The sequence below is a fragment of the Brevibacillus humidisoli genome, assembly GCF_020923435.1.
In the GTDB taxonomy this organism is placed as follows: domain Bacteria; phylum Bacillota; class Bacilli; order Brevibacillales; family Brevibacillaceae; genus Brevibacillus_E; species Brevibacillus_E humidisoli.
In genome coordinates, this window is the sequence record NZ_CP087263.1 from 2,736,304 (window position 1) to 2,757,282 (window position 20,979).

At 53.0% G+C, this 20,979-nt stretch carries 25 protein-coding genes; 2 read left to right on the top strand and 23 right to left on the bottom strand.

Annotation, left to right across the window (positions count from 1 at the left end):
• Positions 1–135: 135 nt before the first annotated feature.
• From clpX to racE, 8 genes are all read right to left on the bottom strand, one after another.
• Positions 136–1,404 carry an ATP-dependent protease ATP-binding subunit ClpX gene (clpX, locus tag LOK74_RS13500; RefSeq protein WP_230042557.1) on the bottom strand — a complete coding sequence of 423 codons (1,269 nt, stop codon included), beginning with the start codon at positions 1,402–1,404 and terminating at the stop codon, positions 136–138.
• Positions 1,405–1,420: 16 nt separating this feature from the next.
• Positions 1,421–2,008, bottom strand: coding sequence for an ATP-dependent Clp endopeptidase proteolytic subunit ClpP (clpP, locus tag LOK74_RS13505; RefSeq protein ID WP_230042558.1), 588 nt, complete (start codon positions 2,006–2,008; stop codon positions 1,421–1,423).
• Between the two features lie 148 nt (positions 2,009–2,156).
• On the bottom strand, positions 2,157–3,449 hold the full coding sequence (gene tig, locus LOK74_RS13510) for a trigger factor (protein ID WP_230042559.1): 1,293 nt from the start codon (positions 3,447–3,449) through the stop codon (positions 2,157–2,159).
• A gap of 124 nt (positions 3,450–3,573) precedes the next feature.
• The gene (locus tag LOK74_RS13515; RefSeq protein WP_230042560.1) at positions 3,574–4,098 is read right to left on the bottom strand and encodes a metallophosphoesterase family protein; all 525 of its coding nucleotides are present in this window, start codon (positions 4,096–4,098) and stop codon (positions 3,574–3,576) included.
• Positions 4,095–4,697: an XTP/dITP diphosphatase gene (locus tag LOK74_RS13520; protein WP_420908787.1), complete on the bottom strand. Its 603-nt coding sequence runs from the start codon at positions 4,695–4,697 to the stop codon at positions 4,095–4,097. The genes LOK74_RS13515 and LOK74_RS13520 overlap by 4 nt, the downstream gene beginning before the upstream one ends.
• A 4-nt stretch (positions 4,698–4,701) precedes the next feature.
• A complete protein-coding gene (gene rph / locus LOK74_RS13525) occupies positions 4,702–5,532 on the bottom strand; it encodes a ribonuclease PH (RefSeq protein ID WP_230042562.1) in 831 nt (276 codons plus the stop codon).
• A 320-nt stretch (positions 5,533–5,852) separates the two neighbouring features.
• Positions 5,853–6,935, bottom strand: a complete 1,083-nt coding sequence (locus LOK74_RS13530) for a GerMN domain-containing protein (protein WP_230042563.1) — start codon at positions 6,933–6,935, stop codon at positions 5,853–5,855.
• A 132-nt stretch (positions 6,936–7,067) separates the two neighbouring features.
• Entirely contained in the window at positions 7,068–7,889 is an 822-nt protein-coding gene (gene racE, locus LOK74_RS13535) for a glutamate racemase (protein WP_230042564.1), read from the bottom strand.
• 260 nt (positions 7,890–8,149) lie between these two features.
• On the opposite strand from racE, the gene LOK74_RS13540 reads away from it, so the two are divergent.
• Together LOK74_RS13540 and LOK74_RS24380 are read left to right on the top strand one after the other, a co-directional pair.
• Positions 8,150–9,103 (top strand): superoxide dismutase, encoded by a 954-nt coding sequence (locus tag LOK74_RS13540; protein ID WP_230042565.1) that lies wholly within the window; start codon positions 8,150–8,152, stop codon positions 9,101–9,103.
• Between the two features lie 361 nt (positions 9,104–9,464).
• Entirely contained in the window at positions 9,465–9,518 is a 54-nt protein-coding gene (locus tag LOK74_RS24380) for a hypothetical protein (RefSeq protein ID WP_420908788.1), read from the top strand.
• 325 nt (positions 9,519–9,843) lie between these two features.
• On the opposite strand, the gene LOK74_RS13545 is transcribed toward LOK74_RS24380, so the two are convergent.
• The 15 genes from LOK74_RS13545 to LOK74_RS13615 form a co-directional block, all read right to left on the bottom strand.
• On the bottom strand, positions 9,844–10,659 hold the full coding sequence (locus LOK74_RS13545; RefSeq protein ID WP_230042566.1) for a Cof-type HAD-IIB family hydrolase: 816 nt from the start codon (positions 10,657–10,659) through the stop codon (positions 9,844–9,846).
• Complete coding sequence (locus LOK74_RS13550) at positions 10,656–10,919, bottom strand: HPr family phosphocarrier protein (protein WP_230042567.1); 264 nt, start codon at positions 10,917–10,919, stop codon at positions 10,656–10,658. Before LOK74_RS13550 ends, LOK74_RS13545 begins: the two co-directional genes overlap by 4 nt.
• Positions 10,920–10,955: 36 nt before the next feature.
• Complete coding sequence (locus LOK74_RS13555) at positions 10,956–11,678, bottom strand: KDGP aldolase (RefSeq protein WP_230042568.1); 723 nt, start codon at positions 11,676–11,678, stop codon at positions 10,956–10,958.
• Positions 11,675–12,796, bottom strand: a complete 1,122-nt coding sequence (locus LOK74_RS13560) for a DgaE family pyridoxal phosphate-dependent ammonia lyase (protein ID WP_230042569.1) — start codon at positions 12,794–12,796, stop codon at positions 11,675–11,677. Before LOK74_RS13560 ends, LOK74_RS13555 begins: the two co-directional genes overlap by 4 nt.
• A 25-nt stretch (positions 12,797–12,821) precedes the next feature.
• Positions 12,822–13,478 carry a DUF4310 family protein gene (locus tag LOK74_RS13565; protein ID WP_230042570.1) on the bottom strand — a complete coding sequence of 219 codons (657 nt, stop codon included), beginning with the start codon at positions 13,476–13,478 and terminating at the stop codon, positions 12,822–12,824.
• A gap of 2 nt (positions 13,479–13,480) precedes the next feature.
• A complete protein-coding gene (locus LOK74_RS13570) occupies positions 13,481–14,266 on the bottom strand; it encodes a DUF4311 domain-containing protein (RefSeq protein ID WP_230042571.1) in 786 nt (261 codons plus the stop codon).
• A 27-nt stretch (positions 14,267–14,293) separates the two neighbouring features.
• Positions 14,294–14,632 carry a DUF4312 family protein gene (locus LOK74_RS13575; protein ID WP_230042572.1) on the bottom strand — a complete coding sequence of 113 codons (339 nt, stop codon included), beginning with the start codon at positions 14,630–14,632 and terminating at the stop codon, positions 14,294–14,296.
• Between the two features lie 2 nt (positions 14,633–14,634).
• Entirely contained in the window at positions 14,635–15,000 is a 366-nt protein-coding gene (locus LOK74_RS13580) for an SFCGS family glycine-rich protein (RefSeq protein WP_230042573.1), read from the bottom strand.
• Positions 14,969–15,388, bottom strand: a complete 420-nt coding sequence (locus LOK74_RS13585) for a PRD domain-containing protein (RefSeq protein ID WP_230042574.1) — start codon at positions 15,386–15,388, stop codon at positions 14,969–14,971. Before LOK74_RS13585 ends, LOK74_RS13580 begins: the two co-directional genes overlap by 32 nt.
• A complete protein-coding gene (locus LOK74_RS13590) occupies positions 15,379–15,777 on the bottom strand; it encodes an amidohydrolase family protein (RefSeq protein WP_230042575.1) in 399 nt (132 codons plus the stop codon). Before LOK74_RS13590 ends, LOK74_RS13585 begins: the two co-directional genes overlap by 10 nt.
• A gap of 35 nt (positions 15,778–15,812) precedes the next feature.
• A complete protein-coding gene (locus LOK74_RS13595) occupies positions 15,813–16,511 on the bottom strand; it encodes an amidohydrolase family protein (protein WP_230042576.1) in 699 nt (232 codons plus the stop codon).
• Complete coding sequence (locus LOK74_RS13600; protein WP_230042577.1) at positions 16,471–18,447, bottom strand: BglG family transcription antiterminator; 1,977 nt, start codon at positions 18,445–18,447, stop codon at positions 16,471–16,473. Before LOK74_RS13600 ends, LOK74_RS13595 begins: the two co-directional genes overlap by 41 nt.
• A gap of 198 nt (positions 18,448–18,645) precedes the next feature.
• Entirely contained in the window at positions 18,646–18,867 is a 222-nt protein-coding gene (locus LOK74_RS13605) for a helix-turn-helix domain-containing protein (protein ID WP_126427995.1), read from the bottom strand.
• A 166-nt stretch (positions 18,868–19,033) separates the two neighbouring features.
• Positions 19,034–19,960 (bottom strand): ABC transporter permease, encoded by a 927-nt coding sequence (locus LOK74_RS13610; protein WP_230042578.1) that lies wholly within the window; start codon positions 19,958–19,960, stop codon positions 19,034–19,036.
• A complete protein-coding gene (locus LOK74_RS13615; RefSeq protein ID WP_230042579.1) occupies positions 19,953–20,810 on the bottom strand; it encodes an ABC transporter permease subunit in 858 nt (285 codons plus the stop codon). Before LOK74_RS13615 ends, LOK74_RS13610 begins: the two co-directional genes overlap by 8 nt.
• Between the last annotated feature and the right edge of the window lie 169 nt (positions 20,811–20,979).

Consider the following 20,979-nt stretch of genomic DNA (forward strand, 5'->3'; position numbering starts at 1 on the left):
TCCCTCCCAACCCGCTCTGCGTGTGTTCGCTATTGTGTAGTATTGCCTGAGGGAGGAGGGAGTAAACGAAGAAAGCCACCCTCGAAAGGATGGCGTATGAAATAGGTTCCGACATTCGGAGTGCCTATGACGAGATCAGGCGGTTTCACCGTGCAGGAGGTTGCCGTCTTTGTTGGTTAGTCTCGGACTGACCCGATCACGCACCGTCTCTTCCGTGATCAGACACTTCTCCACGTCTTCTCTCGACGGCAATTCATACATCATGTCAAGCATGATCTGCTCGATGATCGCCCGCAGGCCCCGGGCGCCGGTATTCCGTTTGATCGCCTCTTTGGCAATTTGTGTAAGTGCTCCCGGTTCGAACTCCAACTCTACCCCGTCGAGACTGAGCAGTTTTTGATACTGTTTCACAAGTGCGTTCTTTGGTTCCGTCAGAATGCGCACCAGTGTCTCCTCGTCCAGTGGCTCCAGTGTGGCCAATACCGGCAGACGACCGACGAACTCGGGAATCAACCCGTATTTCAACAAGTCTTCAGGCAGTACGTACTTCAGGTATTCACCTGGTTTCAGATCGCCTTTCACACCGTCTGTGGCCAAATCGGCGCCAAATCCGATTACCTTTTTGCCAATGCGGCGTTTGATGATCTGCTCGATTCCGTCAAAAGCGCCACCGCAGATAAACAGAATGTTGGACGTATCGATTTGAATAAACTCCTGGTGTGGGTGTTTCCGTCCACCCTGCGGAGGCACACTTGCAACGGTACCTTCCAGGATTTTCAACAGCGCCTGTTGCACCCCTTCACCGGAAACGTCACGAGTAATCGATGGATTTTCCGACTTGCGAGCCACCTTGTCGATCTCATCAATGTAAATGATCCCTTTTTCGGCCCGTTCCACATCATAATCAGCCGCTTGGATGAGCTTGAGCAAGATGTTTTCCACGTCTTCCCCGACGTAACCGGCTTCCGTGAGCGATGTGGCATCCGCAATCGCGAACGGTACGTTGAGAATGCGCGCAAGCGTCTGTGCAAGCAGAGTCTTTCCGCTCCCGGTCGGTCCGATCAGCACAATATTGGATTTTTGCAGTTCCACATCTTCGATCTTCGCGCCGGAGTTAATTCGTTTATAATGGTTGTAAACCGCAACCGACAGTGATTTTTTCGCCATCTCCTGACCGATTACGTAATCGTCAAGAATATGACGGATCTCCACCGGTTTCGGGATTTCCTTCAGATCGATTTCTTCTTCGCCGCCCAACTCTTCCTGAACGATCTCGTTGCACAGTTCAATGCACTCGTCGCAAATGTATACGCCCGGACCTGCAACAAGCTTCCGGACCTGCTCCTGCGACTTGCCGCAGAAAGAACATTTGAGCTGGCCCTTGTCATCGTTAAATTTAAACATCACTCATCACCTCTCGTCAGGACAATTCCTTGCGAACAATCACGTCGTCGATCAACCCGTACTGCTTTGCCTCCTCAGCACTCATAAAGCGATCACGGTCGGTATCTTGTTCTACGCGTTCGTAGGGCTGGCCGGTTCTCTCCGCCAAGATTTCGTTTAACTGACGCTTGGTTTTTAAGATCCAGTCGGCATGAATCCGGATGTCCTCCGCCTGGCCGCGAACGCCCCCCAGCGGCTGGTGAATCATCACTTCGCTGTTTGGCAACCCGTATCGCTTTCCTTTTGCACCGCCTGCCAGCAAGACCGCTCCCATGCTGGCAGCCATTCCGATGCAAATAGTAGACACATCTGGTTTGATAAACTGCATCGTGTCGTAAATCGCCATCCCGGCTGTGACGGAGCCGCCAGGAGAATTTATGTACAGACTAATATCTTTTTCGGGGTCTTCAGCAGTCAGAAAAAGCAGCTGAGCGACGACCAGGTTGGCCACATCGTCATCGATCGCCGTTCCCAAAAAAATGATCCGGTCTTTCAGCAGTCGCGAGTAGATGTCATATGCCCGTTCGCCGCGGTTGGTTTGCTCGATTACCATAGGAATCAACATACAGATGAACCTCCTCTACCTGTTTGCCCACTGTTCCTACAGATCCACTACCTCGATTGAACTACTTCGGGTTTGCCGACGCAAGTGTACGGAAAGGGACGCTTGGAAAAACAAGGCACGAATAGAGTGTTCGTGCCTTGTGCTTAGATTATGCGGTTACTTTGCTTTCTGCAACCAGGAAATCTACCGTTTTGCGCGTTTGAATGTCGCGGTATAGCCCGGCGAGACCATCCTGTGCGGTGAAGAGCTTGCGCAGTTCCTCCGCAGGACGATTGTACATCTCGGACAGTTTGTTCAACTCTTCCGTCACGTCTTCTTCGGTTGTCTGGATCTCTTCCGCCTTGGCGATTGCATCCAGCGTCAGCGAGGTGCGAACGCGGTTGGTCGCATCATCGAGGAACTGATCGCGCAGTTGGCTTTCATCCATCCCGGAGAATTGGTAGTAGAGCTCGATATCCATCCCTTGGTACTGCAAACGCTGTGCGAACTCATTCACCATGTGGTCCAGTTCGTGTTCGATCATCACTTGGGGAATATCGATTTCCGCATTCTCCGATGCTTTCAACACCAACTGTTCACGAACGTAAGTCTCTTTCTCGCGACTAGCTTTTTCCTCCAGGTTTTTCTTCACGTCTGCCTTCAATTCTTCCAGTGTGTCAAACTCGCTCACATCTTTGGCAAACTCGTCGTCCAACTCCGGCAGGTTTTTCCGCTTGATTTCGTTCACTTTCACCTGAAACAGCGCTTCTTTGCCGGCCAGGTTGGGGGAGTGGTACTCCTCCGGGAAGGTGACGGTGATCTCCTTCTCTTCACCCTGCTTCATCCCGACAAGTTGATCTTCGAAGCCGGCGATAAACGTACCGGAACCTACTTCCAACGAGTAGTTTTCCGCTTTTCCGCCTTCGAATGCCACGCCGTCTTGGAAACCTTCGAAGTCGATCAGCACCATGTCACCCTGCTCGATACCGCCGTCTTCCACTACGTACAGCTCGGCATGACGCTGCTGCATCTGCTTCAGCTCAGCTTCCACATCTTCATCCGTCACGGTGAAATCTTTCGGTTCGATCTCCAGGCCTTTGTACTCACCCAGTTTTACCTCAGGCTTAACTGTAACGGTCGCCTTAAATACCAGCTTTTCACCTTTTCCCATCTGTTCGACATCCACTTCCGGGCGGTCAACCGGTTCGATCCCCGTCTCGCGAACAGCTTGTCCATACGCCTCAGGAAGCAGGATATCCAGCGCATCCTGGTACAGTGATTCTACACCAAAACGCGCTTCAAAAATCTTGCGCGGAATTTTGCCTTTGCGAAAACCTGGAACGTTTACCTTTTTAACAACCTTTTTAAATGCCTGATCCAGAGCGTGGTCTACCTGTTCGGCTTCCACCTCAACCGTGAGGACCCCCTGGTTATTCTCTACCTTTTCCCATTTTGCAGCCACGTAAACTTCTCCCTCCTAGATTGTATCCAAGAAGATTGCCCGCTTAGGGCCAATCTATAGGTAGCAATACGATGATGTTCATAACCACTATAGTATATCAACATGCTTACAGAATTTCAAGAACTCAACGACGAAGGGTAAAACGCCCTCCCCGATCGGTCACAGGTTCACCGTGATGATTGAAAAAACGGACTTCCACCTCTACCTGATCGCTGTCGTAGGCGAGCTGTTCCAGACAGGCATACGTCGGAACATCATAGCCGCGTGGAAGCTGCAGACTGCCCGGATTCAAAAAGAGAACCCCGCGTTCCTCCGTGCACAACGGAAAGTGGGAATGACCGAACAAGACGACATTGGCCCCCACTTCTTCCGCTCGGTAGTGAAGTTTCATCAGCGAGCTTTTCACATCGTATAGATGACCGTGAGTCTGGTAAATCTTTAGCTGATGCCAATGGGTGGTCAGCTCAAGCGGCACTCCCCGGTCTGTATCGCAATTGCCGCGGACCAACCGCATGCTTGAAAACGGCTCCCTCCCTTTATCGATACAAAAATCGCCACAGTGAAAGATGGCTTCTGGTCGGTGTCTCTCTACTGTCTGTTTTACTTCATAGACCAGTCCATGGGTATCGCTGACAATCAACGCGCTCATCGGATCGCCTCCTCCAGCTTTTGCAGCAAATTTTGCATCGCCTGGGCCCGGTGGCTGATCCTGTTTTTCTCGTCCGGTTCCAACTGCGCCATGGTACACATCCGCTGCGGCAGGAAAAACACCGGATCGTAGCCAAAGCCACCGTCACCTGCAGGTTCGTGCACGATGACCCCTTCGCACTGGCCGCTGGCCACAATCGGAGCTTGGCCGGGCTCGACGTACGCCAGCACACAGCGGAAGCGAGCGGTGCGCTTGGACAGCGACACATCTTTCAGTTCGGACAATAGTTTTCGCCAGTTCTCTTCATCACTGGCGCGCTCCCCCGCATACCGTGCCGAGTAGACACCCGGCGCCCCCTTGAGGGCATCCACTTCTAGACCCGAATCGTCGCCAATCGCAGGCAGTCCGAGGTAGTTGGCGATCGTCGTCGCTTTTTTGATCGCATTTGCCTCAAACGAATCCCCGTCTTCCACCACTTCTGGTGCATCCGGATACGCTGCCACACTAACCGTTTCCCAGCCGAGTCGGGCAAACAGCTTGTCAAACTCCCGCACTTTACCCTGATTGCGTGTGGCTAATACGATCCGTTTGCCTTCCATCCGATCAGACACGGTTTTCCTCCGTTAGCTCAGCGGAATCGCTCGGCTGCTTCGCTCCATCCGGCGTCTGCGATGCAGACTGCGACCCGTCTGCTTTCTCAACCGCACCTAGCATGGGCAGCTCGCCCAGTGTCTCTCGCTGCAAGTGGATTAACTCCATAACTCCTTTTTCAGCCAATGCGAGCAATGCCTGCAGTTGGTCCGCGCCAAACGGCGCTTCCTCGCCAGTCCCTTGCAGTTCCACGTACTTGCCTGAGCCGGTCATCACGATATTCATATCCACGATTGCGGACGAATCTTCTATGTAGTTTAGATCGAGGACAGCTTCGCCGTCGATGATGCCAACGGATGTAGCAGCTAGAAAATCAGTGATCGGCAGTTGTTTCCACACCCCGGATTGGACCAGTTTGTTCATCGCGTCCACCATCGCGACAAATGCGCCGGTGATGGAAGCCGTCCGTGTTCCCCCATCTGCCTGGATTACGTCACAATCGAGCCAAATGGTCCGCTCTCCCATCGCCTCTAGGTGGACGACCGAGCGCAGGGCACGGCCAATCAGCCGCTGAATCTCCATCGTACGTCCGCCAACCTTGCCTTTTGACGACTCCCGAGTATTGCGGGTCTCGGTCGCCCGGGGCAGCATCGCGTACTCAGCCGTCACCCAACCTTTGCCTGCTCCTCTCATAAAGGGGGGCACGCGTTCCTCCAGCGTGGCTGTACAAATCACTTTGGTATCGCCAACCTCAATCAGGCAAGACCCTTCCGCATGCTTGATAAAGTCGCGTGTGATCGTAATCGAACGCAACTGATCGTTTGCTCGTCCATCGACTCTCATACAAGTTCCTCCTAGAATCTGTTTCATGCCCCGAACACTCTACACAGTGATGGCTACTTTTGCCATTATAACAAGGCAGGTTCTCTTGTGCCACTACCTTCCCACACCTAGCTTGCCCGATGAAAAGAGGACATAGTAGCCAAACCCTGACATCAACCGCAGTTCTAACGTAAAAACAAAAACCACGCCATTCCGGCGTGGCGGGCAATCTTGCCTCTCTGTAGGTGGCAACAGCGTAAGCGGCGGGGACAGGGGACCATCTCCCCCCACACCTCCCCATTGTCGACAGTCTAAGTCACGCCACTAACGTTGGCACTCCGTCAAAATGCGAATGAGTTAATCTCCATCGGACGCACAACCGGCTTGCTGAAATCGTATGAACCAGCAGTAGTAAGCGGCTTGCCTTCCACCATCACCTGTACCTTGTTTGCCCCTGTGTTTTCCGTGAGCGACAATACCAGTGACTGCATCGCTTCCGGATTGGCCTCTTTTCCATTGTTATACTTGAGCACATCATCGCTCAGATTGACTACCACCGTCTCATCCTGCTTCTCAACACTGATTACCTCTGTCGTGCCAAGCAGTGAGCTGAACAGCGGGGAACCTTCCTTAGGCCCTCTGATCAATTCTTCTACGACCGCCCTGGCCACATCGTCGGTCTCCGGTATCAGGCGCGTCACCGGGACATAGTAGGTGCGTTCCTGATCAAGCTGACCTTGAAAGTAGACCGTCACGGCACTCGTCCTTCCCGGAGTGGCCCCTTCAGCCAATTCCAGATTGATCCCGGTCGACTGATTCAGCGCGGTAATCGGTGTTTTGTTGACTGGCATCTCTGACAGCGGAGTGCCGTTTACCCAAATCTCCACGTTTTCGATCGAATCGAACTGAGTGAGCGCTCTCGTAATGGCGTGCAGGATCTCCTCTTCTTGCTCAGGTGCGTACTTGGTAAACTCGGGAGAGAAGTCTACTGTGACCGTGCCCTCCAAGATATTTGCCCCAAGCACATTGGTTCCCTCCGGTAATATCGCAGCAAACCCCTGTGGCAGCAGTTCTTCGACCGGTCCACCTTTTACCATGTAACTGAGCACCTGTTTGGCCGGACCATCCGTCTGAGGAAGCGGCAATGTGACCGGGACGACATAGTCATTGGCATCCAGCAGGTAGACCGTTCGATTAATGGTCTGCGAGGTCTCCTGGTCATCCGTCCCCGACGCATCAGGATCAGTGATGCCACTGTCGATCGCATCGCTTGCGTCGATCTCTACGCCGCCGTCCTCGGTAAGCGGTGGTGGATCTATACTGGTTCGCGTCTCCTCTTCCGGGCCGAACAACCCGCAACCTGTAAGCAGAACGGTACTGATTCCAAGCACGGCAGTCATAACTCCGATGCGCCGTAGTACCATAGTTTCCCAACCTCCTCGACACACTTTGTACTACATGTATACGAGCAGGGCTTGGGTTTATGCGTACATTGTCCGAAAGAAACGTACAAACTGCCCAAATCATCAAAAGCGATTGACAGAATCCGTCGCTGCTTACTTCACTTGATAAATCGTATCGAGTGATTTCGTTTCAACGTCAATCTCGAATCCCATCCATTCTTCACCGATCTGTCGAAACAGGTGTGCATCACCGCTGGTATAAAACTGGTGCCGTACCCTGCTCTGGCCCTGATCGGCGTAGAGTTGGTGAAGGGAGAGCAGCGCACTCAATTCACGTGCCGTCTCTTCCGCTGAGCTGATCAACGTCACGTCACTGCCGATTGCCTGCTCGATCAGCGGAGCCAGGAGCGGATAGTGGGTACAGCCCAGGATCAGCGTATCCAATTCTTCATGTGTAAGCGGAGCAATTACTTGCTCCACAATTTGCCGTGCTTCCGGCGTGTGATATCGGCCGCTTTCCACCAAAGTGACAAAAGGCGGACAAGCCATGCCCATCGTGTACAAATCTGGTTTCAGCCGCTGCAGCACTCGTTCGTACGCTCCCGCCCGAACCGTCATCTCTGTGCCGATGATGCCGATTCGTCCCGTCTTTGAAGCGGAAATCGCTGCTCTGGCACCCGGCTCGATCACACCGATGACCGGAACCGCCGTTCGGCTCCGCACCTCTTCCAACACGACGGCAGCCGCCGTGTTGCAGGCGATCACCAACGCTTTCACAGGGTATTGCAATACAAACTGTACCATTTGATTGGTAAACATCCTGATTTCGTCCGCAGGCCTCGATCCATACGGACATCGTGCATTGTCGCCAAAATAGATAATCTGTTCCCGTGGCAATTGACGTATCACTTCACGCGCTACCGTTAGTCCGCCGACGCCAGAGTCTATAATGCCGATTGCTTGCGGTTTGCTCATGTCTGGGAGTCTCCTTTGTTTGAAAGGGATAAGTCGGTGCTATTACCATATGCGGACTCAGATAGCCACGCAACTTTATTTTAGCAGGCGTTCCTCCCGACAGCACCCCTTCTCTCTTCACAGCCCCGTATCGTACTACCCTCTCTGGCGAGGTCAGAACCCTTGCTGGGCGTTTCTCATATAGTGGGAAGGGAATGAGAAAAACTTAGTTTCGCGAACTGACAACTTTCCGAGTGTACAGGAGAGAAGGAGGAATCGTGTTGAGACATGAGATTCAGCAGTTAATCGACTGGAGTCAATGGGGAATGCAGTGGGTAGAATACCTGCGGCGCAAGTTTCCTTCCCAGGATATAGAACGAGATCTGGCCGGATTTACCGACGCATTTATGGAGATAGGCAAAAAAGCAAGCATGCTCCGCAAAAAAGGAGATCCCAAGACTGAGATTACCCGTCTTACGACGCAAGCAGAGGAGATCCAGCAGCGCTTTCATCAGCTGCTGCGGCAGATCCAGAACAGCCAATCCGAGCCATCGCACCAAATGCTCCCTGTTTCCAATCAAGTGCGTCAGCCAGTGCCAATCAATCGACCCGTTCCCATCGGCGCGCACAAACTGCCGCCGCTGCCTTACGATTACGATGCTCTTGAGCCGCATATCGACGCGGAAACGATGCGGATCCATCACGATATCCTGCATCGCAATTACGTTGAGGGTTTGAATAAAGCCGAAACCATGATGGCTGAAGCCAGAACAACCAACAATTTTGACCTCATCAAGCACTGGGAGCGGGAAGCTGCTTTTAACGGTGCCGGACATTACTTGCACACGATATTTTGGCAGGTGATGCATCCGAACGGAGGCGGCACGCCACAAGGTGAACTTGCCGAGCAAATCATTCGTGACTTCGGTTCGTTTGATGCTTTCAAGCGCCATTTCTCCAAAGCCGCTGAAAAAGTGGAGGGAGGCGGGTGGGCCTTGTTTGTCTGGTCGCCGCGCGCCCAACGAACAACGATCCTGCAGGCAGAAAAGCATCAAAACCTCAGCCAGTGGGAATCGATTCCGCTGCTCGTCCTCGACGTCTGGGAGCACTCCTACTTCCTCAAGTATCAAAGCCAGCGGTCAAAATATATTGAAGCCTGGTGGAATGTCGTCAACTGGCCCCACGTCCAGGATCGGTACCTGCAGGCGAGACGACTTCGCTGGCAGCCTTACTAAAATGGGACAGGTGACACTTCGCTCGCAAAACGACGGGCGGAGTGTCACCTTTTCCCGCACGGTAGAGACGTTTCTTGCGGCAGCACATGGATTGTCCAGCAAATCCTAAGTCCGGCTCTCACCCTCTCATCAGGTTGTACGAGCCAATGGTAAGGGCAAGCTCTGCAGCCGTGCAGGCCTATTTCAGGAGCGACAGTAGGTTATGGCACTTGAAACATTTTTCTTAGATGATAGGATTTTGCGGATCTGTTAATCATGTTATAATTTACCATGTACAATAGACTCGGCTCCTCGAGGACAGTCGGCTCATCCCCGTGCGAAAGGGGGTGACGCCATGACAGTGTACGAGGCATTAAGTCTGATGCTTGCGTTTGGGACACTGATCGCACTCCTGTTCTCGACCAAAAAGAAGTGACCTCCCCTGCCACTGATTAAGCCGGGAGGTCACTCGCCTGCACTTACGAGCCGTCCCGTCCGTGGAACGACTATTGTACAGGCCCGACAGGTGTTGCCCCACCTGTCGGTCTTTATTATGTGTATACCCTGTTGTTGCTGTTCATAACCATTGTTGTGTCATCACAAAAACGATTCTATCACATCAAATCCAAAATATCGATAAATTTTGTATGATTTGACTCCATTCGCTGCATCAAAATACCTAGCTGCCTGTACCCGTCCCTTCCTTTTGACAAGGATGAGCAAGAGCAGAAACAGATGCGGCCCAATGGACCGCTCTTCGCTCATCCTCGTCCCAGCAACAGCATTTGCTGCAAGACGCGGGCTACCCCTTGCTCGTCATTCGACAGTGTGATCACATCAGCCTCCTGTTTCAGACGCGTACTGGCATTGCCCATCGCAACACCTACGGCGGCAGCGGTTACCATCTCAAGGTCATTTTGCTCATTGCCAATCGCCATGATCTGTACCCAGGTAAGCCCCATCAACGGTAAAAGCTTGCCAATGCCGATACTTTTATTCACGCCCTTGTGGACGATCTCGATGCCCCGCGGAGAGTCCCGAATCATGCTAAAAATCGCCGTCCAGTGCTGGAAGCGATGATAGAGTTGGTCAATCCGCTCCGGTTCATCGATGATCACGATCTTCATCGGCGCAACGTCGATCCGTGAGAGCTGGCCCACCCCCACTTCCGTATAGTCTACCTGATGAATGGCCGAAAAACGGATCGTTTCCTCTGTCGCCGCCTGGACGTACAAATGATCATCTACATACACCTTGACATAGCAGCCCATTGCTTCTGCTTCTCGCAAAAACATTTGGGCTTTGGTGAGGGGCAGTGGTCTTTTCCAGAGCGGCTGCTCCTCACCTGGTCGGGCAACAAATGCACCGTTATAGGCAACGATAGGGATCTCTAGTCCGACCTGTTCGGCAATCATTGCCGTCGATCGATAGGTCCTGCCGCTGGCCAGTACAACCTGTATGCCGGCCTTCCTCACCGCTTGCAGCGTATCGACCGTATCCTGATGCAGTTGGCTATCCCGGTCCAGCAATGTACCGTCAATATCGATGGCAACCAGCTTGATGTCCTTATTGTTCATCCATGATCACCGTCAACCAACAGTCGCTCCAGACAGGCAATGGCTTCTCGTTCATCGGGACCGTCGGCTGCTATCACAACTTCGTCTCCCTTTTTCACCGCCAGCGACATGATCCCGACAATGCTTTTCCCGTTGACTGACTTGCCCCCGTTGCTGATGGAAATCTCGCCTGTAAACGAAGTGGCCTTCTGTGCAAATGCAGCGGCAGGTCGGGCGTGCAGCCCCTGTTCCAGTTGGACGACAATCTTTTTCTCTATCATGTCGATCACCACTCCCATCCATCAAACGTATCTTTCTTACGATATGGCCCGCAGCAACTGACGAATATCCTCTATCCGTGTCAATCCAGTAGATTTGTCAACAATAGCCGTATAGACATGCGGAATCACTTGTTCCATACCATTTTCCAGACACACCTGTACGACCTGGCCGATCGTCTGTACATCAATCCCGCCTGTTGGCTCAAAGATGCGGATCTGGTGACGGACAGCAGCCTTTACCATCTCAACCACTTCGTCCAGCCTGTCAACACCGTTGATCGGATAAAATTTGACCGAAGGGATGCCCATCTCCGCCAGCATCGCACACGCTGCGTCACAAGATATCGGATCGGGATAAGCCTGACTTTGCGGACCGGTGGAAACGATCACGTTACCTGGTGTGCCGCTGGGAGTAATCAGGGCATTCACGATCGTCTGAGCGCTCCCAACACTCTGCAATCGGGCCAGCGTATAGCCGGCAGCAGGAAATACCTGATTAACATGCTCCGGCTTGGTTCGTTCGGCCACCTCCGCCACTTTCGCCCATTGACTGGGATCACCTGCCCCCAAGCCTACTGAGACCGGGATCTTGGCCTGCTGATATTGACGTACGACGTCAACAGCCGCTTCGACGGTTGGGTACGGCTTCACCATCAGTCCGATCAATACGTTGCCCTCTGTCTCCTCTACAATCGCTTTCGCATTCTCTACATCCCTGGCAAGTACGTTCAGTCTCACCTGTTGCTTTCTCTCTGTCACTGGTTTTTCTCCTCTCCTGGATTGGCGAAAATCGCTCTGATCCGCTCCAGAATGATCTGTTCCTGGTCTTGGAACAAGGGGCGCGGATCGATGTTGATCACCCCTAGGTTGGCATAGTGATTGCGGGTATAGATAGCGGGATTGCCAGCCTCCAGTCGGCGGATCACCGCATACGCATCTATCCCGGCCACTTCTCTGTCTATGGTGAGTTGTGCCCGGTAGATGGGGCGACCTGCCTCATCCTGAATCACACGGGCGCTCACACCAGACAGCTCGTTGATTCTCTCCGCCAGCCACTCCATCCGTTTTCGTTGCTGCTCGGCCTCCGCTTCGGTGCGGTCGTATCGGGCTAGGGCAGCCAGTAGACCGATGATCGCTTCCTTCCCTACTTTCATAGCGCGGCCGATCCCCTTGTACTGGGCGCGACACGCTTCGATCAGGTTGGCTCGACCGCAGATCAGACCGGATGTCGGTCCGCCAATCGCCTTTCCCCCGCTGTAGATCACCAGATCGGCACCTGCCTGCACATAACGGGTCAGATCTTCTTCGGCGGCCGCATCGACGATCAAGGGAAGGGCGTGACGATGTGCAACGGCTAGCATCGTCTCGAGGGACTGCATCCCTTTTTGCACGGCATGATGGGATTTGATATATAGCAGGGCAACGGTTCGTTCGTTGATCGCCGCCTCGATGTGCGCTGCTTCCACCAGATTGGCGTGGCCTGCTTCCACTACCTTGCCCCCGCCCAACCGAACCATCTGTGCGACCGATCCGCCAAAGTGAACCGCATGCCCTTTTTGCACGATCACCTCATTGGCCAGTCCTTCTGATAAAGGAAGTTGCTCAATCAAGCGAAGATTGGTCCCGGCAATCACCGCAGCGGTTGAGATGGCGATCCCCGCGGCTGCGCCCAAGGTAGGACAGCCATCTTCCGCACCCGTTGCAGCGGCGATTTTTTGGCCGGCTGCTTTGATTAATGCGGCGATATCCACGTACTCCATCGCTGCTTCCCCCATCGCCTGGGCGACAGAAGGGTGGACAGCACTGGCTCCCAGTGCTGTCATCTTGCCGCTTGCATTGATCACCTGGCGCAAACCGTAGCGTTGGTAAATGTTCATCATCTGTCCCGCCTTTGTTTCAAACCTATTGGGTGGCGATAGGGAAGATCGCTCCCAGCAGCATCGCCCCGAGTATCGCTCCGCCCGCGATTGGTTTTTTGTAATAGTAGAAGACAGCCGCTCCGATTGTGGCTCCGATGCCTACCGGGATGGAAGCCATAATCGCCGAGATGACGATCAGTGGGCCAAGATAACGGCCGGCCGCATTTCCCGCTCCCATCATCACATCTGCTCCAAACGTAGAGTTGGCCGAATTGATCGTAAACTTGCGTATCAAGATAATCACGCCACCGATCAAAAGCCCCAGTCCGGCTCCTGTGAGCAGAGCGAGCGGGAACGAAGTAAGCGGAGCCGTAATTCCTGCTCCCAGCAGCATCGCCGGGATCCCGATCCCTACACCTGTCTGTAAGGAACCGCCAATGTCAAGAATCCCCACCAGCGGCCCTTCCAGGACGCGGGCAAATAAGAAGCTGGCACCAAACGCAGCTGCCGCGCCAAAACTGCCTCCCTTTAACCCTGCTTCCAGCATGGCCACGACCGCAATGTCGTTAAAGGCCCCTACACGGTAGACGTAATAGAGATGAGTCCCGGCAAAAATACCTGCCGACAAGAAAGCCACAAACAGCGGAAAAGCCCATTCGGAATACCAGAAACCTTTCGTCTGTTGATTGGTTGTTTCCATCCTTATTTCACCACCGATCCAAAGAATTTGTGCAGATCAATCAGCCATTGTGGCACGTCAACATCGATGCTGTGCAGCAGAGCCGCATCGAATCCACGGAAGAATCCACTCAGGACGAACAGCAGCACAACGGCTGTCACCATCGTTTTGGTGAGGCGATTCCAGCCGCTATCATCCACCCCTTTGCCGATCAAGATCCCTAGCACAATACCGGGTACGGCATTGCCCATGATCAGATGAGACAGACCCCCCAGCACCGTGCCCCATAATCCGGTGCGCTGTCCAGCGTCGATCGCGGCCATCCAGAAGACGATCGGCATGATCGGGTTAATCAGCCAGTTGGCTGCAGGCACCAGTACCTCGGTAGCCACCAACTGCATCGACACGGGGATCGCAGCAGCCGTAGAGTTCAGCAGTGTGACGACGACTGCACCCACAGCCGCACCGGCAAAGGCCATTTTTTTCGGGTTGTGCAGCGTCTCCTCCACGTTTTTGTTCTTGGACAGCAACACAGCAGCCGCCCAGTTGGGCAAAATCCGGTGTTCGACGTCCTGCGTCAAGGCACCGGCACCGACGACGGAAGCCCAGGAATTAAACAAAAAGCCAAGACCAAATGAAAAGTGCGAGATAGGGTCCCCGGCGCAGGCATTCAACTCGCCAAAGGTACGGAATGCCCCCATGCCCTGTACATTGGGAGCATGAAACATGCGTGCAGCACCGGCACCGACTCCGAAGCCGACTAGCGCCCCAATGATGATTGATTCGACCACAATCATGAACGTGTCCATTCTTTTCCCCCTTGTCTTCTTCTGTCTTTATCCCTGCCGCAGCAATTGCTGTACGGTTGAGACCTGATGTTCTTTCTGCTTGAATTCGATTTTGTCCAGCTCGATCAGACCGAGGCGGACTTGCACAATCGCCTTGATCTCGTACTTGATCCTCGTCCTGGGAAAGAATAGGCCGAAGAATCGCTCCGTGTACGAACTCATCACTGCCGACAGCACATCAACCTGCATCGGCTCGATACGGACGACAAGATCGGGAATCTCTCTGGCAATCGTTTTTTTGATCTGACCAAAGATCTGGTTGAACGCTGCTTCTTTCGTTTCGCCACTTCCGCTTAACGTCAAAGAGTGGATCAGCTCTTTATACACCTTTATCTCCCCTTCAACTTGATGTACTCTTCTGTCATCCGTCTGCCCAACTCTTCCGTATCCATAAAGCCGAATCCGACCACCTTGCAGCCGCTGCGCAAGGCGGATATGCCTCCATCAACGGAACGAAGTCCATATTCGACGGGATACCCGTATTTCGTCTTTGCCGTCAGGGCACCGGCTCCGCCACTCCCACAAAACGAGAGTCCGAAGTCGGCATTTTCCGCCTGCATCACGTCGCCTACTTTCATGTCGGCTCCTACACCTGGAATCACAACGGCAATACCGCCTGCTGCTTCTACACCTTTGGCGATGTTCTGTCCCTTTCCAAGGCGATCACCGATCACCACTTTTACCTTGTTTTCCATCTTCTCCTCCTCCAAGTTCTTCCTGTAGGCTTTTGGCTGTCTCAAAATGAACCGCCATCAGCATGATTTCGCTCTGGTCATAACGGCGACTGGTCTTCTCCCCGTACACGTCAAACACACGGGCGCTCAATGAGACCATCTCTGGTGCGATCTCGGCGAACAACGCATGGTCGACCGGCGGGAGCGTCTCGCCACTGTTGATCCGACGGATAAACCCCAATAAATGAACGGCTACCGCCAGCCAGCGATCGTTTGGTATCACCAGGTTTACCTGCAGTGTCTCTGCTTCCACGATGGAGAGCAGTTTTTTTAATTCTGAAATTTCCGTAAATTCTAGCTGGTTCTCTTGCGCGATCTCTGCTACTATGTTTTCCATTATCATTTGCATTTCAAAACCTTTCCCGATTTGATCGTGTACCTGGGCTCCAGCACCTGCTCTGACGTCATGGCTGCCTGTTCCGAATCGATCAGTGAGACCACCCTATCTGTGAGCTGCAAGATTGAGATGTCAGCCACCGTGCTTACCCGCAGTGTCCCCAACTCTTCACCCAGTCGCAAAACGGCAGCAGGAGCTGTCGTCGCAGCAGCCACAACCTCCTCCAACGGAAATCCGAGGGCCAGAAACTTGGTCATCGTCATCGCCAGGCTGTGTACCGGTCCGCGTATGTTTTGACAGTAGATATCGGTGCTGATCGTATACGGTACAACTCCTAATGATCTCGCTTGTCGCATGGTGGCAAAGCTGAAACTGGCTGTGCCGTGTCCGACGTCGAACAACACACCACGTTCAAGAGCAGCTTCCCCCTCAGGAATCAGCCTGCCCTCTTCATCGAGGATGCCGCCTTTTTCCCATGAAAGGCGTGTGTCACTACATCACCTGCTCCCAGCAGATCCAGGATTTCCGTCAGTTTTGGCGGTGCGTTCCCGATATGAACCATGAGCGGTACGTCTGCTAGTTGTGCGGCCTGTTTGGCTATCTTTAGCGGCTCGATGCCACTCTCTTTTACTACCGATCCGCTCATGCGGGCCTTGATCCCTCGGATCAGCGGGTTCTCGCGAATCAGGGCGGCCGTCTCAGCAGGTGCCAGTTTGCTCAGGTCGGCCAGTTCGGACAATCCCTCACAGAGCCCCGCACCTGCAATATTGAGATACGCCAGCACCTGTGTGACCGATGGCTTCACGGCTCTCTCTACAAAACCCGCAAAGGTATGAGCGCCAGCGCTACCAGCATCTACGACAGTAGTAACCCCCTGTTCCACGCCAACCTGATCGGCGCTGATCCCCAGTGGGGTTTCTCCTACGTATACATGTGTATGCAGATCAATCAATCCCGGAGTGACAAGCATCCCGTCCGCATCCAGCACCTCTCGCACTCGATCTGTCAGATGATGCTTACCCGTCTCCCGGATGCCGACGATCTTGCCATCAGCCACGGCTACATCGTACCTCCCATTTACCTGCTGCGACGGATCAATGACCCATCCATTCGTAATCACCAGGTCGATCTCCATCTCCTCTGATCATGCTCCTCTCCAGTGAAAAATATCTCAGTATGGCACTAATCTCGCTCTGCGGCAGGTGGAACGGCGTCTCCTCCAGCAGCCTTTGTAAACGATCCCGCAGCACACCGCCCTGTTCCACGCGCGTTTGTTCATCCGGATACAGATAAGGCGAGCCAAACGTAAGCCGGTTTACCATCAGCAAGATGTGCAGCACCAACCCGCTGGCAGCCTGCTCTGTCAGATGTTCACGGAATTCGTGAATGATCTTTTGACTGAGCTCAAATCCTCTGCAAATCACATCTTGTGAGATACGCTCCAGAACCGGCAAATCCCTTTCATTGAGATCCGTCCCCAGGTCGGTATATGCCGGTGTGTGTCGACGCTGTGTCTGTTGCGGATCTTCCGCCGTCTGTTCCAACTCTTTCACCAACTGCTTGATGGCTGCGATATCCTGACGGGTTGGCAGCGGGTGAACAGTGACCACCGGCAGCGATGACTGCAGCGGCAGTACGGTCACGATAATATCTACTTTTCTCGTCGCCAGGTACTTTTCTACTTCCAGGCTGGAGCACAGCCCTACCACCCGCAGCGACTTGAGCTCATTTTCCAGATACGTCTTCAAAAAACGGGATGTTCCTCTGCCCGTGCCGCAAACAACCAGCGCATTCACTTTTTTCCTCTCCTGCATGCGATCATACGCAGCCTGAAAGTGCAGGACGATGTAGGCGATGTCGGAATCAAGCAAGCGAATGCCATGTCTATGAAAAATGTGTTCACATTCTTGTTTGACCGCCGCATACATCTGGGGGTAGGAACGCTTGATGTCGTCGACAAACGGATTGGGGTCAAGCACTCCGTTTTGCAGCTTCACAATCCGGTCTGACAAGTGTGCCAGCAGATAGGCGGACAACTCCGGGTCGTCCTGAAGCGGCAGCCGCAAGCGCGAGCTAAGCAGCTCGATTAACTCTGCTGTCAGCGAGTAGAAATCCAGCAGTCTGTTTTCTCCCTCCGGCTGTTTATCAGTGGGCGGCAGGGTCGTGCCAATCAACGGCAGGCAGATAAACGATACTTCTACGTCCGGGATGTCCAGACCCATCTCCTGCCCTAGCCCGTGCAATTCTCTGCGGAACAGTTGGTAGATTTGACGTGCCCTCTCATCGCCAAGCGGTGGGTGGGACAGATGAACCGAATGCAGTCTGTGCATCCGCTGCAGCGACAGGCAGAGACGGATCATCACACTGATCAGTACTCGATCGGAAATATACGTCTCCATCTCTGTTTTCAACCTGTTGGCCAAGCGCTCCATCGACCGTCTGATCTGGATGTCATCCTCTTCTGACAATTGAAAGCGCTGAAACCACTCGCCAACCAGGAGCGGATGCTCCGACTGGAATAAAGCGGTCTGGATCAGCCGATACATTTCACTGCTGTCCAGTGAGGTCTGGATCAGATTCTCCATCGCCAGGCGCCGCTTTAATTCATCCCCCGTGATTTTAAGCCCGTGACGAGCCTTTCTCTCCAACGCAAGCCCCCAGCTTTCGACAAACGACTCCGCCTCTCTCAAGTCAGAGATCACCGTGTTGCGGCTAACCAGCAGTGTATCGGCCAGATCGCCGATTCGCAGATAGTCATCGCGGAACAACAGTTCCATCACGATGTGCTGGACCCGCTCTTTCTGATTGAGATAGACCTCTCCTGTCCCCGTCTCTGACAACAGGCAGAGCAGTTCAGCCCGCTTCTCGCTTCCTTCTTCAATCCAGATCCCTTTGTTCGGTTGAGAGTAGAGAGTGACGTTTTGCTCTTTCAACCAGAGACGAATCGCCTCCAGGTCGTACTTGATCGTTCTTTCGCTCACTTGAAACTCACGGGCAAGATCTTTGATGCGTACAGGGTGACCAGCATCGATCATCCCTTTCAACAGTTCGCGTGATCGCGAAGAAAGCATGTACACGTCCCCCCTCTCTGCGCTGTCCAAACCGATCTTTTGATTACGGCGTGTTTAACCCACATTATATGTAACCGTTTTCTCTCGGTAAAGAACGATTCTCTTCACCATCAGATGGTGCAATTTTCGCTATTCTTTGACAAAAACAAAAAACCTCCCTTCCTTTGGAAAGGAGCAGGGAGGGTGGGTGGACACGGCTCAAATTTTTAATTGTCCAAGTCGAACTAGTTCGACCACCGCCTGAGACCGGCCTTTAACCCCGAGTTTTTGCATCACATTGCTTATGTGATTACGTACTGTCTTTTCGCTGATGAAGAGTTGTCCGGCAATCTCTTTTGTCGTCTTGTCTTGGACCAAAAGCTCAAACACTTCTCTTTCGCGATTCGTCAATAACGGCTTGGTTTGGTCACTACCCTTCAATCGTGCCACCCCTCCTTGTGGGCTCTACAGGAACAAGGTTGAGGGATTACAGTCACCTTATCCTATGTTGCAGGGGTGGTGGTGGTGCCGAAGTGACAAGGATTTTAGGCTCTTGCCTTACATCCTATTCATCGATCAGCCGATGCGTTCCACTCGCTCGAGCGCTCTACAGATACGGCACGCGCTGGTAACGCTGCTTGGACCGGTCCCGCAGGCCCTTGGCCAGCAGGCTGAAAGCGATGATCGCCAGCATAAAGGCGCCTAACGGAGCGTACAGGATCCACAGGCTGTTGCTGAAGATGAAGTTGCGTGCCTGTCCGATCAGCCCCGCCCATTCATGTGTAACTGAATGGTACAGCATAGGGTCGAACTGCATGATGGTACCGCCGACGAACAAGTTAAACAGGCCCAGCTGCCCCATAAGCGTCATCACGGCAATCACTTCCATGACAAACACGAGCATGATCTCTTCCCGCAGCTGAGGCAGGATGTGGTGCAGGACGAGCCTGTTACGGCCTGCTCCTAGCGAAACGGCGGCCAGCACGAACGGCATCTCTTTCACCTGTTCCGTTTTTTGGCGGATCGAGGAGACAACGCTGGGGGTACCCAGGATGGTCACGATGACTACGAACAAACCGATCAATTCGCTCACAGAGAGTTCAGAGTTGAAGTTGATTCCCAGCAGCAGAAAATAGACGGGCAACACGATCGGAATGTGGCTCCAGGCGTTTTCAACTCCCAGCCACCACCCCTGTCTTCGCTCTGCCATCCCTAAATAAAGCCCGAACAACGTGCCAATCAGAATTCTGAGAAATGCGATCAGCAAGGTGACGAGCATGGTGTAACGGGCCCCGTGCAGAAGCAGCGTGAGGATGTCGTACCCCCACTTATCCGTCCCCAGCCAGTGAGCGGACGACGGCGGCATTGGCGTCTTGATCAGTACCTCTTTGCCATCAATGATCTCGGTACGAACGTTCTCCTGGTATGTGATGTCATAAGGTGCCAGATAGGGGCCGAACAGCGCAAGCAAGATCAACATCAGCACCATCAGCCCACCGATCCATAGCGACAGCGGATATTTTCCCCTATTCATAGACAAGCCCCCGTTCAAACACGTAGAGAATCAAGCGGATTGACAGGTAGACCACTGTGGAGAGAACCAGCAGGATAAACAGCCCGATCGCTACCGCATTAAACTGATACCCTCCAAAGATAAAGCGTGTCACACCCACCACATTGAGCAGATATTCCACCATGAACAGGTTGGCCAAGGAGACGGAAATCGCTTTTTTCAGATCGGCGATCAGAAAGGGCTTGATGTTCTTAAAGACGTGGTGCAGATTGATATGCCAGACGTTTAGGCCTTTCGCCAGGGCGGTGCGGATGTAATCCTCGGCGCTCGTCTGGTAGTACTTGAGTGTAACCAGTTTGAGCAGATACAAGGTTGGACCCAGGGAAAGAACCAGCACCGGAAACCAGAACGATTTGTTTTCACTAAACGGAGAGAGCGTAACCAGCCGAATCCCGGTCCACTTGTAAAAGGAGATGGCTAGTGTGAGAGCAAACAGAACCTGGACAAAATCTGGAATCGTCGACATCACATCAAAGAAACGCTGCACGATTCTGACTGGCCCAAACCGATGGAGAAAGATCCCGAACACGATACTAATGCCCACAGCGATCAACATACTGGAAAACAGCAGGAAAAAGGAGTTCTCCGCATACCTCCAGATATCCTCAGCGATCTCTCGTTCGTTCTCCCCTAGATAATAGGTACCCAGCGAACCACTGGAGATGTCTTCCAGCAGCTTCACCGTATGAATCACAAAACTCTCCGGTTGGATCGTAATCGCTTCGCCCCTGATCCCAATCATCAGCGGCGCCCCCGCCACTGTCAGGACGAGCAAAAAGATGACAACCAGTTGCAGAAGTGAGCGCAACAACGACAAGACCCCCTAGTTTGTCTCTTTTTGTATTTTGACTATTCATACACATTTCGCTATTCCAAAAGATACTACAATCAACAAAAGATTTGCCAGTCGTTAAAATTTATTTTATTTTTCTTTATTATCTTTGGCCTTTACAAATAGATAAACCGTCAGGGAAAAGCCC

What these genes read in the sequence shown, in the direction of transcription:
- LOK74_RS13580 (WP_230042573.1), bottom strand. Translation starts at nt 15,000, where the DNA reads ATGGAAAACAAGGTAAAAGTGGTGATCGGTGATCGCCTTGGAAAGGGA.
- LOK74_RS13610 (WP_230042578.1), bottom strand. Translation starts at nt 19,960, where the DNA reads ATGAATAGGGGAAAATATCCGCTGTCGCTATGGATCGGTGGGCTGATG.
- LOK74_RS13550 (WP_230042567.1), bottom strand. Translation starts at nt 10,919, where the DNA reads ATGATAGAGAAAAAGATTGTCGTCCAACTGGAACAGGGGCTGCACGCC.
- LOK74_RS13595 (WP_230042576.1), bottom strand. Translation starts at nt 16,511, where the DNA reads ATGGAGATCGACCTGGTGATTACGAATGGATGGGTCATTGATCCGTCG.
- LOK74_RS13520 (WP_420908787.1), bottom strand. Translation starts at nt 4,697, where the DNA reads ATGGAAGGCAAACGGATCGTATTAGCCACACGCAATCAGGGTAAAGTG.
- clpP (WP_230042558.1), bottom strand. Translation starts at nt 2,008, where the DNA reads ATGTTGATTCCTATGGTAATCGAGCAAACCAACCGCGGCGAACGGGCA.
- LOK74_RS13515 (WP_230042560.1), bottom strand. Translation starts at nt 4,098, where the DNA reads ATGAGCGCGTTGATTGTCAGCGATACCCATGGACTGGTCTATGAAGTA.
- LOK74_RS13600 (WP_230042577.1), bottom strand. Translation starts at nt 18,447, where the DNA reads ATGCTTTCTTCGCGATCACGCGAACTGTTGAAAGGGATGATCGATGCT.
- racE (WP_230042564.1), bottom strand. Translation starts at nt 7,889, where the DNA reads ATGAGCAAACCGCAAGCAATCGGCATTATAGACTCTGGCGTCGGCGGA.
- LOK74_RS13585 (WP_230042574.1), bottom strand. Translation starts at nt 15,388, where the DNA reads ATGCAAATGATAATGGAAAACATAGTAGCAGAGATCGCGCAAGAGAAC.
- LOK74_RS13570 (WP_230042571.1), bottom strand. Translation starts at nt 14,266, where the DNA reads ATGGACACGTTCATGATTGTGGTCGAATCAATCATCATTGGGGCGCTA.
- LOK74_RS13545 (WP_230042566.1), bottom strand. Translation starts at nt 10,659, where the DNA reads ATGAACAATAAGGACATCAAGCTGGTTGCCATCGATATTGACGGTACA.
- clpX (WP_230042557.1), bottom strand. Translation starts at nt 1,404, where the DNA reads ATGTTTAAATTTAACGATGACAAGGGCCAGCTCAAATGTTCTTTCTGC.
- LOK74_RS13560 (WP_230042569.1), bottom strand. Translation starts at nt 12,796, where the DNA reads ATGAACATTTACCAACGCTACGGTTTGCGCCAGGTGATCAATGCAAGC.
- rph (WP_230042562.1), bottom strand. Translation starts at nt 5,532, where the DNA reads ATGAGAGTCGATGGACGAGCAAACGATCAGTTGCGTTCGATTACGATC.
- LOK74_RS13565 (WP_230042570.1), bottom strand. Translation starts at nt 13,478, where the DNA reads ATGGAAACAACCAATCAACAGACGAAAGGTTTCTGGTATTCCGAATGG.
- LOK74_RS13530 (WP_230042563.1), bottom strand. Translation starts at nt 6,935, where the DNA reads ATGGTACTACGGCGCATCGGAGTTATGACTGCCGTGCTTGGAATCAGT.